This window comes from Cytobacillus firmus, from assembly GCF_023657595.1.
Taxonomy (GTDB): domain Bacteria; phylum Bacillota; class Bacilli; order Bacillales; family Cytobacillaceae; genus Cytobacillus; species Cytobacillus firmus_B.
The window spans coordinates 3,657,716-3,673,493 of the sequence record NZ_CP098323.1; the positions used below are offsets into that span (position 1 = coordinate 3,657,716).

Consider the following 15,778-nt stretch of genomic DNA (forward strand, 5'->3'; position numbering starts at 1 on the left):
CGGTCTTTTTACTTCAAGATTGCCGCCCTTCTGATGGCCCTGAAGAGAAAACAGAGCTCATCATCCTGTCGCGGATAAGCGGAAAACTCATGACTGAAGTAACCAGCAGCTTCCGCAGAAAAACATTCCCAAACATAACATTAATCAATCGATAACGGTTATGATAGGCAAAATAAGTACCCAGCCCAATCATAAAAATAGATAGTAATCGAGACATTGAATTCCCTCCTCTTCCTTATTGTGAGAAGAGGGAATAATTTTTATCCATTCTCTATAGTAAAATAAAGTGAAACTTCAATCAGTGGGGGTTTTCCTTATCCCCCACTGATTGTTAGTCGCGTTCTAGTGTCGCTAAGATCTCCGCTAGCGCTTCGATCAATCGACACTACGAACCCGATTGGTTCAACTAAGCCTCTGCCTGCGCGTCGGCAAGTTTCACTGTATCTCACCAATCGGGCCTTTACGAGCAGTTTGACCCCCACTTATCCTCCTTTGATTCCTCTGAGTCTTGAAGTGGGGGTCTTACTGCCCGTTAGACTGCGATAAATTTCACCATTGATACAAGCTGATTAATCCTTCAATATTGGTTCCATCGTTTTCTTGAGAACATTAACTGAATGGGTAAACTGATTCTTCTCTTCGGTGTTTAGGTGAAGTTCAACAATATCACGAATGCCATTTCTATTGACTATAGCAGGCACCCCAATATAAACATCCTCATGACCATATTCACCATCTAAATAAGCTGACACCGTAAGGACGGAATTTTCGTTCTGAAGGATGGCTTTCGTCAGTCTGACCAGACCCATGGCTATTCCATAATAAGTCGCACCTTTTCGCTCGATAATATGATAAGCTGCATCTCTGACATTAAGGAATAACCCGTTAAGATCTTCCTGCCTATAGTTCTCTTCTTTCTTCATCCAGTCTTCAATGCTTTTCCCTGCAATATCGGCATGGCTCCATACAGGCAATTCAGTATCTCCGTGTTCACCAATTATATAAGCATGAACATTTCTCGTATCGACCTTGAAATATTCACCCAGCAGAAATCTGAATCTGGCCGTATCCAATATCGTTCCGGATCCAATTACTCTTTCTTTTGGAAGCCCGGAGTATTTCCAGACAGCATACGTGAGAATATCCACTGGATTTGTCGCAACCAGAAAAATGCCATCAAAACCGCTGTTCATGACATGCTCAACTATTCCTTTAAAGATTTTAGAATTTTTTTCTACAAGATCCAGGCGGGTCTCACCGGGTTTTTGATTCGCTCCTGCAGTAATGACAATCAAATCAGCATCTTTGCAATCGGAATAATCTCCAAACCAGATCGATGTTGGGGAAGGGGCAAAGGGCATGCCGTGATTCAAGTCCATGGCATCTCCTTCAGATTTATCCTTATTTAAATCAATCAGCACCACTTCTTCTGTAACACCTTGATTTAATAGTGCAAACGCATAGCTTGATCCAACGAATCCAGTTCCGATCAGCACCACTCTGTTTACCCGATTTTTCATAATAACTCCCCTTTACTTAATTGTAGAGAACAGCAAAGTTACTTTATGCCAATAAGATATATAGAAGCATTCCCACTGAGGCAGAAGCTAAACCTGAAAAAAAATTAACAAAATCATTATCTACAAAATGCCAGCCTTTTATCAAAAAGGCCGTCTGCCCGCAATGTTGTGCAGTTTCCACGATTGAACTGCATAGCGGGCACTTGTATTCAGCTTGAAAAAAAGCACCCAATAAAGAATCAATCAAATTTCCTGCAAACCCAAAAACTCCAATAAGTAAAACCTCATAAGTTGAAATGTCAAACAGCACATTTGATAGAAGGGCTATTATAAAAGAACCTGACAAAGCTGCAAGTGTCCCGAGAGAGCTGACAGCACCGGAAGTACCCGTTTCGATTGTCCTCCAGGTTTTCAGAGAAATGGGGAGTTTTTGACTTAATGAGCCAATTTCTGATGCCCATGTATCCGAGTTTGCTGCAGCCAGTCCGATAAGAAACATTATCAGCCAAACCTGTGATGGATCCAGCAGATTAAATATGCTGGCAATTGCGGCTATGCCTCCATTTGCAGCAACCTGCTGCCAATCCCTTCTTGATCCTTTTGCATGCTTATTTTCGAATTCCTTTTTTTTATGGCTTTTAAATTTTGACCAGAAGCTTGAACTTGCAAAAAAGAACCCCAGGACAAGAAGGCCATAAAAACCAAATCCCCAGCCTGCTGCCGCACCCACAATGAATGCCGCTATACTGCCTGAAAAGGTCAGTAATCGGAAATAATATCCGGCCAGGGATGTGATCAATATAAAAATAATAATAGCTATGGATTCAAACATCACACACCTGCTGATCGGTAATTATCATTTCCACCGGCTTGTCATGGTTTTCCACTGGAAAGCGGGTTATAACCTGCATTTCAAAAGCCAGTGAAACCGTTCTTCCTTTATAATGCTCGAGAAAACGATCATAATATCCTCCACCAAACCCAAGCCGGAAGCCGTTTTTCATGTATGCCAGTCCGGGAACGATTAAAGTATCGATTTCTTCACTGCGGACTTCATCCGTTTTTTTCGGATTTGGCTCCCATAATCCATAAAATACTGACTCCAAATCCATGAAGCTATTCAATTCACGGAACTCCATTTGCTTTGATTGAGGTATGCACTTCGGGACAACAACCCTCTTCCCTTCTTCCCAAGCTCTTCTGATGATCTGCCATGTATCAGCCTCAGGCGCCTTTGAAACCGTTATTCCTATCGTTTTGGCCTGGCTCCATAAAGTGGTGCTATAAAGGCTTGTGGCAATTTGATAGGATAGCTGTTCATACTCAGGCTTGCTCAATTCCTTCATCCGATCCTGCATTTGCTTCCTAAGGACCTTCTTATCAATTTCCATATAAAAACCTCCAGTTTTTACAAAGCTAACAATAATTTATCCAGAAAAGGGAAGGATACCCATAAAAAAAGTCAACAAAAAAAGCAGTAGGAATGATCCTACCGCTTATTTTGTTTCGCGATGTGCAGTCGAACGCTTGTCTCTTGGGCAATATTTTTTAAGCTCAAGACGATCTGGATTATTTCGTTTATTTTTTTTAGAAATATAGTTACGATCTCCACATTCTGTGCAAGCTAACGTAATGTTTACACGCATGTAATTTCCCTCCAAACTATGTTCAAACTAGTTCGTTCATACGACTTTTCTATAATATCATTTTTTAAATCGAAATGCTAGTACGTTTTTTTAAAAGTATCCTCTTTAACCCTGTCTATCAGCAGGCTGTTATACTGAAGCGTCTCTGATTTGCTGTTTCCGTTGATAATCCATGACTCCCCTTCTGCTGTTCCTCTGCCATTAAATACTGCATTAAGTGCGAAGATGCTTATTGCATTCCCTTGGGCCATAGGGTGGTATTTCAATGTTCCCTTCTTTTTGCAGTTCCATATTTGGTCACTGAAAATGTTCCAGTATGGCTGAATCGTACACTCTTCCATTTTTTTACCGTTTAGCTGGCCATTGACCAAAAACAGCTTGGAATCAGCCATATGAAAGATGACATTTTCTGCGGGAGAAATGAAAGAAAGGTGTTCACGGGAAGAAAACTCATGTCTGTGCTGCAATAGAAGCTTAATCGTTCTGGGCTCGTCCGCATGGTTCGTAATATAGCATCTAAAATAGGAAATTTTAGAGTGGATTTTTTCTGTTTTAATTTGAACAGAAATATTTTCATCAGGAAACATTTCTTTACTGACATTTTCCATCCAGTAAGTTTTCCCGTCTATCCATAATCCGGGAATCATCCTCAATTTCCCGATCGGCGCTTTCTCCATTTCTTCATAAACATCAGATTGAATCCAATTTAATGTATTCATCTTTATGCACCTTTTTCTATAATTTTTTTAACATCATTTTAATGGCAGGTAAAATATATCACACCAGATCTTCAAGCTTCCGGCTGATCCGGGTTTCTTGAAATACTCTATTTGTTTCATCAGCAATGCGTCTCCAGCTGAATAGGCTTTCTGCGACCTTTTGACCTTGTTTGCCAATTGTATCGGCGGCTTTAGGGTTCTCAAGAAGAGCGGAAGCCTGCTCTGCGAAGCTGTGTGGATCTCCTGGAACCATGAACAGTCCGGAATATTCATGTTTAACAATTCCCTTTAACCCTCCTGTATAGGAAACGATCGCCGGCTTTCCTGTGATCATTGCTTCGAGGGCTACAATGCCAAATGGCTCATAATAACTTGGAAAAGCAGCGATTTCGCACTTCTGAAAGAGAGCTAATCTTTGCATGTCATTTATAAATCCCGGAAAAAGTATGACATCATCAACCTTCAGTTCTCTTGCTTTTTTTCTGTGTGCTTCAAGCATAGGACCTTTGCCGGCAACGATTATATAAGCATCCTGATACTTCTCTTTTATTATAGGCGCTGCCTCAATCAAGGTTTCAAACCCTTTCTCCCTCACCATCCGTCCAATGGAGAATATCAGCCTTCCGCCTTTTTTTACCGGAACCCCTTCCAATAAGCTGTCAGGATCATCAAGAAGTGATTCTTTGCTGATTCCGTTTGCGATAACAGCTATTTTTTCCCTGGCAATTGAAAATTGCTGAAGTACTTCTTCCTTCATATATTCACTGCAGACAATAACCTGATCTGATCCAATGATCAGCTGCTCTTCTTTTGTATGGATAAATTTCTGCAATTCTGTGTAAATCCCATTATTCCTTCCATATTCTGTTGCATGTATAGTTGTAATTAAAGGACAGTGCAAGCTCTCCTTTAAGGACAGGCCGCATGCACCTACAAGCCAGTCATGTGCATGAATGATTTCAAAGTGGTGGAAGGATGACAGTTCAATGGCTTTTTGCTCCATCGCCAAATTCAACCCCAAAATCCAGTGCAGAAAATTAGGATCTTTTTCATTTAGCGGCTTAACCCGGTGGATATAGATACCGTTTATATGTTCATAGCTGGAAAGAGTGCCGGGATTAGCAGTCAGTATATGAACCTCATAATCCTGTTTTAATCCTCCTGCGAGTCCATACACATGCCTTGATAAACCGCCTACTACATGGGGAGGATACTCCCAGGTAAGAAGAAGGATTTTAGGTTTATTATTAATGATACGATTATTAGTTAGTTCTGAAGTTACCGAGTCCATCATTCTTTTCCTTCTCCTTCACTCACTGATTCATAATAGGTGTATGTACTCACATTTACCGTCCATGCAGGCTGAACCTCAGATTCACTTTTTTCTTGGGAAGGTGATTCCTCAGAAGTATATAGTGCTTCTGAACGCAGTAACGGGATGAAATGAGTATCTGTTATTTTAATGCCCAGCTCAACACAATACACTTTGCCGGGTTTGAGCCCTTTAAAGGTCCATTCAGAATGATCGGACAGGATAACTTCATGATCACAGACTGCATTGGCTCCGTCAAAAACAACCCCGGTAACATCATAGATTCTTAAAGATTTTCTCAAGGAGGATACAGGCTTGTCCAAGTATAGTGATAGCATCTTCACCTTCTGAATAGACAATCTCCAGGATACTTTTGCCTTATCATCGCTTGAGCGTGTTAATGTCAAATGATCTTTCGATTGATTTTGCACAATGTTTTCTTCAGATATTAATTTTTCCCCTAAAGACTCCCCGCTGTCGCGTTTCCCTTTATTTTGGATAAGTTTGGTCCACTGGTACTGTACCTTTCCTACTGTTGTATCAAGCTTACTGGCGATTTTACGGAATGACAGCCCCCTGCGGCGAAGCTTAATAATTTCATCTATCATGACGGCACCTCTTGCAATTATTTTCATAGAAAAAGGGTTCTATATGACAAAAAGCAAAATTTTATGACTATTTATATAACTCAATGTTATCACTGATATGGATAGCCTACAATGAACAGAAATTGTCGCTTCTTGCGAATGCACATGCCTTCCCGATTTCAAATAGAAAAAACTTTTAAAACGTTTGCTGAGCTTCTTATTCGACAGAGCTTCAGCGACAATTATCTTTAAATTTCACCTGTTTATGGATTATATATCGAAATTTGTCAATTTAGATGGTAAAATATTTCTGTGCAATGAATTAGAGGTGACTTTTATTGGAATCTATCTTACTGTCATTATTGATCTTATCTATAGGGCTATTCATTCTTTCAGTGTTTTTGAGAGATCCTTATAAAGAGCTGCGCGATGAAATGGACCAAATGTCCATGCAGCAAATCCAGGAAATGTATCAAATTAAAAAGAAATTAAAAGTATTGGAAGAAGAACTGCTCGTGGCGGATGAACCCTTTACTCAGCACGTTCCTGCAGAGCCTTCTATTCATTCTGCAGAAAAAAGGGAAGTTCATGAAATAATAAAAAATCAGGTGATTCTGCTTACCAGGCAAGGGCTGTCAGTAGAACAAATTGCAAGACAATCTTCACTCTCTCCTGATGAAGTAAGGACCATCCAAACAGAAATGAAATTTAGGGGCCATAGCCATGTATAAAAGAAATACCAGGGCATTTGCATTTGGCATCCTTATTGCTGTCATAGCCTTTGGCACAGCCTACTTTTTGAATAAACCGGAGCATACTGAAAATAGAACAATCGATGAAAACAGCGCAAAAAACTTCCTGCAGGCACACGGCTACACTGTATTAACAAACGAAGAATATACTCTCCTGCAGCAGAAGGACGCTAAAGACCAAAACGAGAATAAGGAAGTAAAAGAAGAACCTGCTGAGAAAAATACGGAGCAGGAAGAAGAGTCTCAGAAAGTCTATCAGCTTACCATTGAGAGCGGCATGACACCCGGGGAAATCGCGTCACTGCTTGAAAAATCGAGTGTAATCGACCAGGCAGCAGACTTCGGCAATTACCTGGAGGAATACGGGTACAGCAAAAAAATACAGCTGGGCACATTTGAACTGACCCATAATATGAGCTATAAAGAAATTGCTAAAATCATAACAAAAAGCTAAAAGGTTAAGATTCCTTTTAGCTTTTTTTACTGCAGCTCCTTTATGGCAAGGCGCTTCCGCTTTCTTGTCTAGCTCCAGCGCCTACCCCCTCGAGGTCACAAGCCAATCCTCCCAAAAAGGCAAAAAACGCCTTTCCGCGAGGCTCGTCTTGTGCTTGTCGGGGGTGAACAAGGCGCTTCCGCTTTCTTGTCTAGCTCCAGCGCCTACCCCCTCGAGGTCACAAGCTTGTCTAGTTGCGGCTCCTAGGAACTCGGGGTCATAAGCCGTTTCCTTTCAGAAGGAAAAACGCCTTCTTACAGGAACCGTCTTATGCCTGTCGTCCCTGGGCAGTCGCCTACACATTTCGGGCAATCCTCCCAAAAAGGCAAAAAACGCCTTTCCGCAACGCTCGTCTTGTGCTTGTGGCCCGCAGGACAAGGAAGACTTCGTCAGCATAAACATCGCACGACCAAAAGCGACAGCTTTTGGGAGGATGCGGGTCATGCAGACGTTGCCGCCACAGGACGTGGCGACCTTAGTCTGCATTCCTCGTGAACCAGGCGCTTCCGCTTTTCTTGTTAATTATTTAAATCATACTGGCGTCCTTTAACCAAATAAAAAATATGCTCTGAAATATTCGTAACATGGTCAGCTGCTCTTTCTAAATAACGGCAAATAAATGAAAGCTGGGTGATCTGCGGAAGGTATTCCGGTTTCTGCAGATTAATTTGCAGCAGCTCTTTAATGGTTTCACCATAGAGGTCATCGACCTGATCATCCATATCGGCAACTTTTTTGGCTTTTGCAGTATCTTCTTCAGTGAAAGCTTCCAGTGATAGACGCAGCATTTCAGTTGAAATTTCATACATTTTCTTTATATGTTCAATCGGCTTAATTAGCGGCTCTGACCCAATCCGTATGGTGGACTTTGCAATATTCACTCCAAAGTCTGCAATTCGTTCAATGTCTGTTGCGATTTTTATAGCCACAATGATGCGGCGGAGGTCAATAGCCACTGGCTGTTGTTTTGCAATTAGCAGAATGGCTAAATCATTTATTTCCTCATACAGAATATCAGCCTGATTGTCGTCATCAATGATTTCAAGTGCCAATTCAATGTTTTGGGTTTCAAGTGCTTCAACTGATCTATGCAGGGCCTCTATTGCAAAATTGCCAATTTCTATAAGCATTTTTTGAAGCTCCTGAAGATCATAGTCAAACCTTTCACGTACTGCCATCAATGTAATCCCCCTTCATCCATATAATAATGCTTGTATTCTTTCATAATCATTCGATTAACCGAATCGTCCGGTGATATAATCTTCAGTCCGCTTATCTGAAGGGGTAGAGAATATCTTATCCGTATCGGCAAACTCGATTACTTCACCGTTTAAGAAGAAAGCTGTTTTATCAGAAATACGGGCTGCCTGCTGCATATTATGAGTAACGATGATAATACTGAATTCTTCCTTAAGCTCCTGCACCAGCTCCTCTACTTTTAGGGTAGAGATAGGGTCAAGTGCAGATGTAGGCTCATCCATTAAGATGACATCCGGTTCAATTGCAAGACAGCGTGCAATGCAAAGTCGCTGCTGCTGCCCGCCTGATAGGCCATACGCATTCTGATTCAGGCGATCTTTAACTTCGTCCCAGATGGCGGCACCCCTCAAACTTTTCTCAACAATCTCATCAAGGATTTTTTTATCGCGGATACCATGAATTTTCGGTCCATAGGCTACATTTTCATAAATGGACTTTGGAAATGGATTTGGCTTTTGAAAAACCATCCCCACATTTGTTCTTAAATCCTCCACTTTAAATGATTTATCAAGAATATTTCGCTCCCGGTATAAGATTTCTCCGGAAATTCTTACTGAAGGCACAAGTTCAACCATGCGGTTCAGCGTTTTAATATATGTGGACTTACCGCATCCTGATGGTCCGATAATTGCCGTTACTTCATTTTCATTGATGGCTAAATTTATATTTTTTAAAGCATGGCCTTCACCATACCAAAGGTTAAGATCTTTTGTATTATAAACAACTTTTTTGTTTTCTGCTGAATTTGGAGCTATGCTTTCTTTTTTTATATTTGGATTTGTTTTTTCTGTCACAACAGGCATTTTAGAAAACCTCCCAGGCTAATATCTTTTTTGGAACTTGTTCCGAATTAAGATGGCTATTGAGTTCATCACGAATAAAACAATTAATAATATCACAATTGTTGCAGCTGCCAGGTTTGCATATTCTGCTACTAGAGCAGAGTCGATTGTCCAATAATAAATCTGTACCGGCAAAATCGTAAATTTATCAAAGATTCCATCAGGAACGGGAATTAACAAAGCCGGTATTCCAATAACAACCAATGGCGCTGTTTCGCCTATTGCCCGCGATAATGCAAGAATAACCCCCGTAAGGATTCCAGGTAATGCTGCTGGAAGTACTACATTTTTAATCGTTTGCCACTTTGTTGCTCCCATTCCGTAAGAGGCTTCTCTTAGAAATTGGGGAACAGCACGGATTGCTTCCTGGCTGGCAACTACTACAACAGGAAGAACAAGCAGTGCCATCGTGAGTCCTCCTGCGAGAACTACAGAACCCAAATCTAACGCTCTTGCAAAAACAGTTAATCCAAGGATTCCAAAAACAACTGACGGAACGCCCGCCAGGTTGGAAATGTTCGTCTTAATAAATGAAGAAACGCGGCCCTTGGCTGCATATTCTTCAAGGTAAATTGCTGTGCCTACTCCAAGAATCATCGTTACAGGAGCAACTACAAGCATCAGCCAAAATGTTCCTGTTATGGCTCCCCAGATTCCAGCCCTTTCAGGATCTGTTGATAAGCGATTCATCAGAAAATCCATATTGATCCAGCTTAAACCATCAGCGAGGACCCGATAGATTAATACAATTAATACAACCAGACCGAATAAAGTGGCCAAAAAGAATAGTGTTTTAGCCAGGTTATTGGCAAGCAGGCGGCTGCCCATTTTTTTATGCACTTGTTCTGTATCTACATATTTCATTAATATTCCTCCCTAAACCTGCGAGAGATATACTGAGCAAGAAGGTTCATTATTAACGTAAACACAAACAATGTCATTGCAACAGCGTAAAGGCTATAATATAAGGTTGTTCCTGCGGCTGCTTCCCCGCCTGTTACTTCCACAATATAAGCAGTCATAGTCTGCATGGACTGTGTAACATCAAAAGTAAAATTTTTCGAACTTCCGCTCGCAATGGTGACGATCATCGTTTCCCCGATTGCTCTGGAAATTCCTAATACAAACGAAGCAATGATACCCGAAATTGCTGCTGGTACTACCACTTTCCAGGTTACCTCAAGCTTTGTTGCCCCCAGTGCAAGAGCACCCTCCCTCATCGCATTTGGTACAGAACTCATTGCATCTTCAGAAAGGGAAGCTACCATTGGGATAATCATGATTCCCATTACAATCCCGGGGCTTAATATATTTGTTGGTTCAAGACCAGGAATAAAAGATCTTAATAAAGGTGTTACAAACGTAAAAGCAAAAAATCCATAAACAATGGTAGGAATACCTGCCAGTATTTCAAGAAGAGGCTTTAATGCCTTTCTTGTTTTTTCTGATGCGTATTCACTTAAAAATATGGCTGTCATCAGTCCTACTGGAATCGCAACCAGCATAGCTATTAAAGTCGAAATGATGGTTCCCGTCAATAAAGGCAGAACACCAAAGACAGCATTTTCACCTAAAGGCTTTAATTGAGTGCCTGTAAAGAAATCTATAAAAGAAACGTCTTTAAAAAAGGCGATTGTTTCCGTAATTAATGTAAGTACAATTCCAATAGTGGTAAGAACTGAAATTGCTGCGATGCCGAATAATATTTTCGGTATTAATTTTTCTGTGTAATTATTGACACTTCGAGATTTTTTCTTTTGCTGAATGATTTCTCGTACATTCAGCGTTTTGTTACCGTGTTGAACAGAACTTTTAGCCAAGTGAAAAACCCCTTTCAGCCTTCTCATCCAAAGAAGAACTCTTTACATGAACATCACAAGAAGATGAGAATGCAAACCTCTCATCTTCTCATAACAAAACTTCTTTATTTCAATCCGTTCAAAGCATCCAGAGAAGCTTGGATATCTTCGTCTGATAATGGTGCGAATCCAGTTTCTGCTGCAACATCCTGTGCATTTTCCATTGTATAGATAGCATAATCAAGAACTTGAGGCTTTTCTTTAGCCATATTTGTATTCAAATATGTGAATACCGGGCGAGTAAATGGAGCATAATCTCCGTCTTCTTTGATTGTGTCTAATGATGGTTCAACAGGCCCGTTGCCAAAGTCTACTTTTACTGCAGACAATTTATCTTTGTTGCTGTCATAGTAACCATAGCCAAAGAATCCGATAGCATTTTTATCTTTAGATACAAGATCCACTAAAGTTGAGTAATCCTGCTGCAGATTGATATTTTCAGGAAGATCCTGTTCGTCGAGAATATTCTCAAACATAAATTCGTAAGTGCCGTGGTTTTCATTTGGACCATATGTTTGAATTTCTTCATCCGGGAAATCAGGGCGAACATCCGACCATTTTTTCTTTCCTGCACTTGCAAGGAAGATATCAACAACTTCCTGCTGTGTAAGCTCTTTAGCCCATTCATTTTCTTTGTTAATTACGATTGTGATACCGTCTAAAGCTACCTTCATTTCCTGTACATCAATGCCAAGATCTTCAGCGGAAGCTTTCTCCTCATCTTTAATTTGGCGGGAAGCGTCGTTAAAATCTGTTCCGTCTTCGGCAAGGAATTTCTTAAAGCCAGCTGAAGTTCCGGAGCGGCTGACTTCTACAGAGACATTTTCCTGTTCTCCCATATAATTTTCAGCCATGCGTGCCATAAATGGATAAACTGTACCAGAACCATCTATGACCACACTGCCTTCCAGTGCTTCATTGTTATCTCCATTTGCGCTGGTGCCTTCTTCGCCTCCGCATGCTGCAGTGAATGCCATTACGGCTGATAGCATTAGTAAAAGACTCATTTTTTTAAGACGTTTCATTCCTGAATTCCCCCTAAGAAATTTGGTTGTTTTGTCCTACGCATTTAGAATAAGGGTTGACTGTTAACGCGGTTTTAACTGATTGTAAAGCTTTTGTAAATGTCAGCAATTCTTGTGTAAATATGTCGAATTAGAGGTATAACGTTATATTTAGATATCAAAGATACTAAGACAAAAAAAACTGTCTCCCGTTTAAATAGGGAGACAGTCCATCAAGCTTATTCATTTTCTTCATTTTCTTTGCGGGCATCTTCCTGCCCTTCAATTACTTCATCGATATTTTCCACTTTTTGAACAGACTCTTTGCTGTCGCTGCCTTTCTTGTGACGCTCCTTTTTAAGCTCAAAGTAAGCATCCAGAACACGTTCGCCAATTTTTTTATTCGCTCCGTGGTCCACGCTTCCCTGATAGGCCCATGGAACTAAAACAGCCATGGCAATCTCGGGATTCTCTGATGGTGCATAGCCAACAAGGCTGAGATTCATGACCTCAGGAGGCTCTTTTCCAAATTTGCTGCGCTCGGGTCCATCATAAAAGGCCTCTGCTGTACCTGTTTTACCCGCCGGTTTATACTCTTTGCCGGCAAAATAAGAATAACCTGTACCGCCTTTTTCCTGCATGACTCTGCGGAAGCCTTCCTGGACACGGTCCATCCAGCCATCTTCAAGTTCAACCCTATTAAGAACCTTTGGCTCCATTTCCTGAACAATAGGGCCAAGTTCATTATTTTCCATTAATGGCTCACGGATTTCTTTTACAATATGAGGCTCCATCCTATTGCCGCCATTGGCAATGACAGACACATATTGGGCAAGCTGCATGTTGGAATAGGTGTCGTACTGTCCAATCGAAAGGTCAAGCATGAAACCAGGCAATGCACTCATTCCTTTAAATCCCGTTTGCTCATTAGGCAAATCAATCCCGGTCCGAACGCCAAGACCGAATTGAGCGAAGGATTCCCTTACAGTACTAAACGCTTTTTTATCTATCCATAAAGGCTTCTCGAACTCATATTTCCCCCCGCCTATATTGATGACAGTTTCAAACATATAAACGTTGGAGGAAAATTTAAGAGCATTGATATCATTTAAAGGGCCGAAGTTTCTCCAGGATTTTTTTACCGGTGTTCCTTTGATTTTTAAAGGACGATCATAAAAAACGGTTCCGGGATTAATAGCCCCCGTTTTATAACCGGTAAGTATTGTAGCACCCTTCACAGCTGAACCGACATTATAAGTAGTCGTGATGTTGCCTAATGCATCATCCTGCATTTCGGATTGGCCTGTGTCTTTATCCTTTACAATCTTTTTGCCGGCCATTGAAAGAACTTCTCCAGTATGCGGGTCCATCAGTACCACATAAGCCCTGTCCAGTAATGAAGTTCCGGATGATGCCTTGGCTTTACGCAATTCCTCTTCAATGATTTTCTCAACTTCCTTCTGAAGATCCATATCAATGCTCAGCACAAGGTCCTTGCCTCTTTGACCATCTGTAATGGGAATAGTTTCAAGGACATTCCCGGCTTTGTCCGTAATATTTTTCACTTTTGCCTTTTGCCCGTGGAGTACTTCTTCATATTGCATCTCAATGTAACTTTTTCCTACACGGTCATTACGGCTGTAGTCACGTGCCATATAGTATTCAATCTGTTCAGCCGGAAGACCTTCATCAGAGCTTGTTACTTTTCCAAGCACTGATTTCAAAGTATCTCCAAAGGCATAATATCTTTCCCAGTCGGTTGTTGTATCAACACCTGGTAAAAGCTGCAGATTTTCACTGACAACTGCAAATTCCTCAGGTGTTACTTTTTTATTCTTAACGATTTGGGGTGTTAAAGCATATCCGCTTGTAAATTCTCTATAGATAGCAAGAACTTCAAGATCGTCTTTTGTCAATTCACTTAATTCCTCTTCTGTAATCCGATCCAAAGTGAGCTGATATAGGGCCTTATCCAGCTCCTTTTCCTTACCCTCATACTTCTTTTCAAGTTCTTCTTTATCTTTTTTAGTAACCTTTTCTTCTGCCTTTTCAGGATTCTTCATGATCCAGTAATCTTTCTTATCGCGTTCCTGAACCTTTTTGGTATCTTTGTCTATCAGCTTGGCCAGCTTTTCTGCCACCTCAAGCATTTCATCCTGCTTGTACCCATTATTAGTATAAGTGATGGCATTTTGCGGGGTATTATCGACAATAACCTGTCCATTTCGGTCAAACATTTTACCTCTTGGCACAGGACTGTTGACTGTAACATCTTCCGTTCTTTCAATCTCACGCTTATAATCATCGCCATAAACAATCTGAACCATCCCAAGCCGGAGGATCAGCATAGAAAACAATAAAAACACAGCAAAGAAGAGCATATTCAGACGGAAAGGAACATGGGTCTTCTTTTTCTTCCTATTCAAATTACGCACACTTCCTTTAAAAAAGTCTCATAATCCCATTCTAAAAGAAAATAACAATAAATTCTATAAAGAACCCTTTTTCGACAAAGATAATTTTATTGGTAAAAAAAAGAGAGAGGATTTCCTCTCTCATGCAGACTGAAATTGAATTTTTCTGACGAAAAAATAAATGACTGAATGTCCGGCTCCTATTATCAGGAGAAGAATAGGGATGCTTTTTTCTTCCTGAAAAAAAGTTACCGCAGCTAAAAAACTTAAAATCGATACTATACGTCCTGCATTTAAAAAGATTTCCCTGACGACAATATATTCAATCCTCATCTCCGCAGCCTTCCACCCTCTGCCAATGACGTCATAGGTTAATGAGATATAAGGCACAAGCAAGAGCGGATACGCTACAGCAATCGCGGCTGCATACATCAGCAGCTTTGGATAGGTGACATCAAATACAATAAAGAATATGGCCGCATATAGTAATAATCCGCCGATCAGTATGGCTCTTTTCCGATACTCTTTTTTCAAGAGTCTTGACACAAGATAATACCCTAAAAAAGATATACTTGAGTTGACCAAACCGTATGTGCCAAGAGCCAATTCACTGCCAGTTGAAATAAAGACATAAACTGATATGACAAATATAAAGGTTCCTTCTCTGAGCCCCTGAAAAAAGTGGGCATTTGTAATCATGCGCCAATTCAGGCTGTTTTTTCGTTCTGCAAGAATTCTTTTAAATAAATACCTTCCATCTGCCGGCCGCCTTTTAAGAAAGAAGCTTAAAAAGACAGCTATTGAGAAAAGAGTCAGGGAAATTCCGAAGATAACGGAATAGCCGGTGAACTTTTCCATCCTTGAAATAATGAAACCCGCTGCTATCGGGCCAATCATACCCCCAACGGATGTTAGTATTCCAAGGAAGCCATTAAAGAAATCCCGATTCTCCGGCTCAGTTATTTCAAAAGTGAGTACATTGAAAGCAAGCCAGTAGAACCCATACCCTACCCCCAGCAGAGCACCAAGAAGCAATAAGAAGTTCGAGGCGTTTGTTCCAATAAACAGTACGGTCAGATAAAAAAGGGCTAAAAAAATCACACCGATTCTCAGTACTATGACACGGTCAATCTTCTTCGCCCATCTCCCCGCCAGAATAAAAGTCAAAGGCTGCAGAACAACAATGGCCAGGTTATACAAAGCCAGATCACTGAACTCACCAGACTGCTTCCAGAGATAGATATTTACAAACGTGTTTGAAAGGGCAGCACTTAAAGAATACAGCCCGCCAATAAATAATAGCAATGTTAAATCTTTTGTTAAATCGACATCACCGATCAGTTTTTTAAATCTGCTCATAAAAAAACTCC

At 40.7% G+C, this 15,778-nt stretch carries 16 protein-coding genes and 1 pseudogene; 2 read left to right on the forward strand and 15 right to left on the reverse strand.

The genetic code is table 11. From position 1 onward, the window contains the following. Positions 1-13: 13 nt before the first annotated feature. The 8 genes from NAF01_RS18555 to NAF01_RS18590 all read right to left on the reverse strand — a co-directional run bounded on the left by NAF01_RS18555 (position 14) and on the right by NAF01_RS18590 (position 5,805). Entirely contained in the window at positions 14-217 is a 204-nt protein-coding gene (locus tag NAF01_RS18555) for a hypothetical protein (RefSeq protein WP_163143425.1), read from the reverse strand. Between the two features lie 352 nt (positions 218-569). After that, entirely contained in the window at positions 570-1,520 is a 951-nt protein-coding gene (locus tag NAF01_RS18560) for an L-lactate dehydrogenase (RefSeq protein WP_222497757.1), read from the reverse strand. Between the two features lie 43 nt (positions 1,521-1,563). Continuing rightward, complete coding sequence (locus tag NAF01_RS18565; RefSeq protein WP_222497756.1) at positions 1,564-2,352, reverse strand: DUF92 domain-containing protein; 789 nt, start codon at positions 2,350-2,352, stop codon at positions 1,564-1,566. Next, a complete protein-coding gene (locus NAF01_RS18570) occupies positions 2,345-2,911 on the reverse strand; it encodes a 5-formyltetrahydrofolate cyclo-ligase (protein WP_222497755.1) in 567 nt (188 codons plus the stop codon). The genes NAF01_RS18565 and NAF01_RS18570 overlap by 8 nt, the downstream gene beginning before the upstream one ends. A gap of 105 nt (positions 2,912-3,016) precedes the next feature. Further along, positions 3,017-3,166 (reverse strand): 50S ribosomal protein L33, encoded by a 150-nt coding sequence (gene rpmG / locus NAF01_RS18575; protein WP_053434400.1) that lies wholly within the window; start codon positions 3,164-3,166, stop codon positions 3,017-3,019. A 77-nt stretch (positions 3,167-3,243) separates the two neighbouring features. Then, a complete protein-coding gene (locus tag NAF01_RS18580) occupies positions 3,244-3,885 on the reverse strand; it encodes a hypothetical protein (protein ID WP_048011123.1) in 642 nt (213 codons plus the stop codon). Positions 3,886-3,943: 58 nt separating this feature from the next. Next, positions 3,944-5,179, reverse strand: a complete 1,236-nt coding sequence (locus tag NAF01_RS18585; RefSeq protein ID WP_250800956.1) for a glycosyltransferase family 4 protein — start codon at positions 5,177-5,179, stop codon at positions 3,944-3,946. Further along, on the reverse strand, positions 5,176-5,805 hold the full coding sequence (locus tag NAF01_RS18590; RefSeq protein WP_231594034.1) for a DUF4912 domain-containing protein: 630 nt from the start codon (positions 5,803-5,805) through the stop codon (positions 5,176-5,178). The genes NAF01_RS18585 and NAF01_RS18590 overlap by 4 nt, the downstream gene beginning before the upstream one ends. Before the next feature lie 317 nt (positions 5,806-6,122). On the opposite strand from NAF01_RS18590, the gene NAF01_RS18595 reads away from it, so the two are divergent. Together NAF01_RS18595 and NAF01_RS18600 are read left to right on the forward strand one after the other, a co-directional pair. Continuing rightward, a complete protein-coding gene (locus tag NAF01_RS18595; RefSeq protein WP_222497754.1) occupies positions 6,123-6,515 on the forward strand; it encodes a hypothetical protein in 393 nt (130 codons plus the stop codon). Further along, entirely contained in the window at positions 6,508-6,990 is a 483-nt protein-coding gene (locus NAF01_RS18600) for an MltG/YceG/YrrL family protein (protein ID WP_222497752.1), read from the forward strand. Before NAF01_RS18595 ends, NAF01_RS18600 begins: the two co-directional genes overlap by 8 nt. Before the next feature lie 557 nt (positions 6,991-7,547). Here the strand turns inward: NAF01_RS18600 and phoU are convergent. From phoU to NAF01_RS18635, 7 genes and pseudogenes are all read right to left on the reverse strand, one after another. Then, positions 7,548-8,207 carry a phosphate signaling complex protein PhoU gene (gene phoU, locus NAF01_RS18605; RefSeq protein ID WP_048011127.1) on the reverse strand — a complete coding sequence of 220 codons (660 nt, stop codon included), beginning with the start codon at positions 8,205-8,207 and terminating at the stop codon, positions 7,548-7,550. A gap of 57 nt (positions 8,208-8,264) precedes the next feature. After that, positions 8,265-9,020, reverse strand: a pseudogene (pstB, locus tag NAF01_RS18610) (phosphate ABC transporter ATP-binding protein PstB); the annotation flags it as partial. 90 nt (positions 9,021-9,110) lie between these two features. Further along, entirely contained in the window at positions 9,111-9,995 is an 885-nt protein-coding gene (gene pstA / locus NAF01_RS18615) for a phosphate ABC transporter permease PstA (protein WP_048011129.1), read from the reverse strand. Next, positions 9,995-10,951 (reverse strand): phosphate ABC transporter permease subunit PstC, encoded by a 957-nt coding sequence (gene pstC, locus NAF01_RS18620; RefSeq protein WP_048011130.1) that lies wholly within the window; start codon positions 10,949-10,951, stop codon positions 9,995-9,997. Before pstC ends, pstA begins: the two co-directional genes overlap by 1 nt. A gap of 104 nt (positions 10,952-11,055) precedes the next feature. Beyond that, positions 11,056-12,015, reverse strand: a complete 960-nt coding sequence (locus NAF01_RS18625) for a PstS family phosphate ABC transporter substrate-binding protein (protein ID WP_222497750.1) — start codon at positions 12,013-12,015, stop codon at positions 11,056-11,058. Positions 12,016-12,233: 218 nt separating this feature from the next. Further along, positions 12,234-14,375 carry a peptidoglycan D,D-transpeptidase FtsI family protein gene (locus NAF01_RS18630; RefSeq protein WP_434964688.1) on the reverse strand — a complete coding sequence of 714 codons (2,142 nt, stop codon included), beginning with the start codon at positions 14,373-14,375 and terminating at the stop codon, positions 12,234-12,236. A gap of 174 nt (positions 14,376-14,549) precedes the next feature. Next, positions 14,550-15,767 (reverse strand): MFS transporter, encoded by a 1,218-nt coding sequence (locus NAF01_RS18635; RefSeq protein ID WP_048011133.1) that lies wholly within the window; start codon positions 15,765-15,767, stop codon positions 14,550-14,552. Positions 15,768-15,778: the final 11 nt, after the last annotated feature.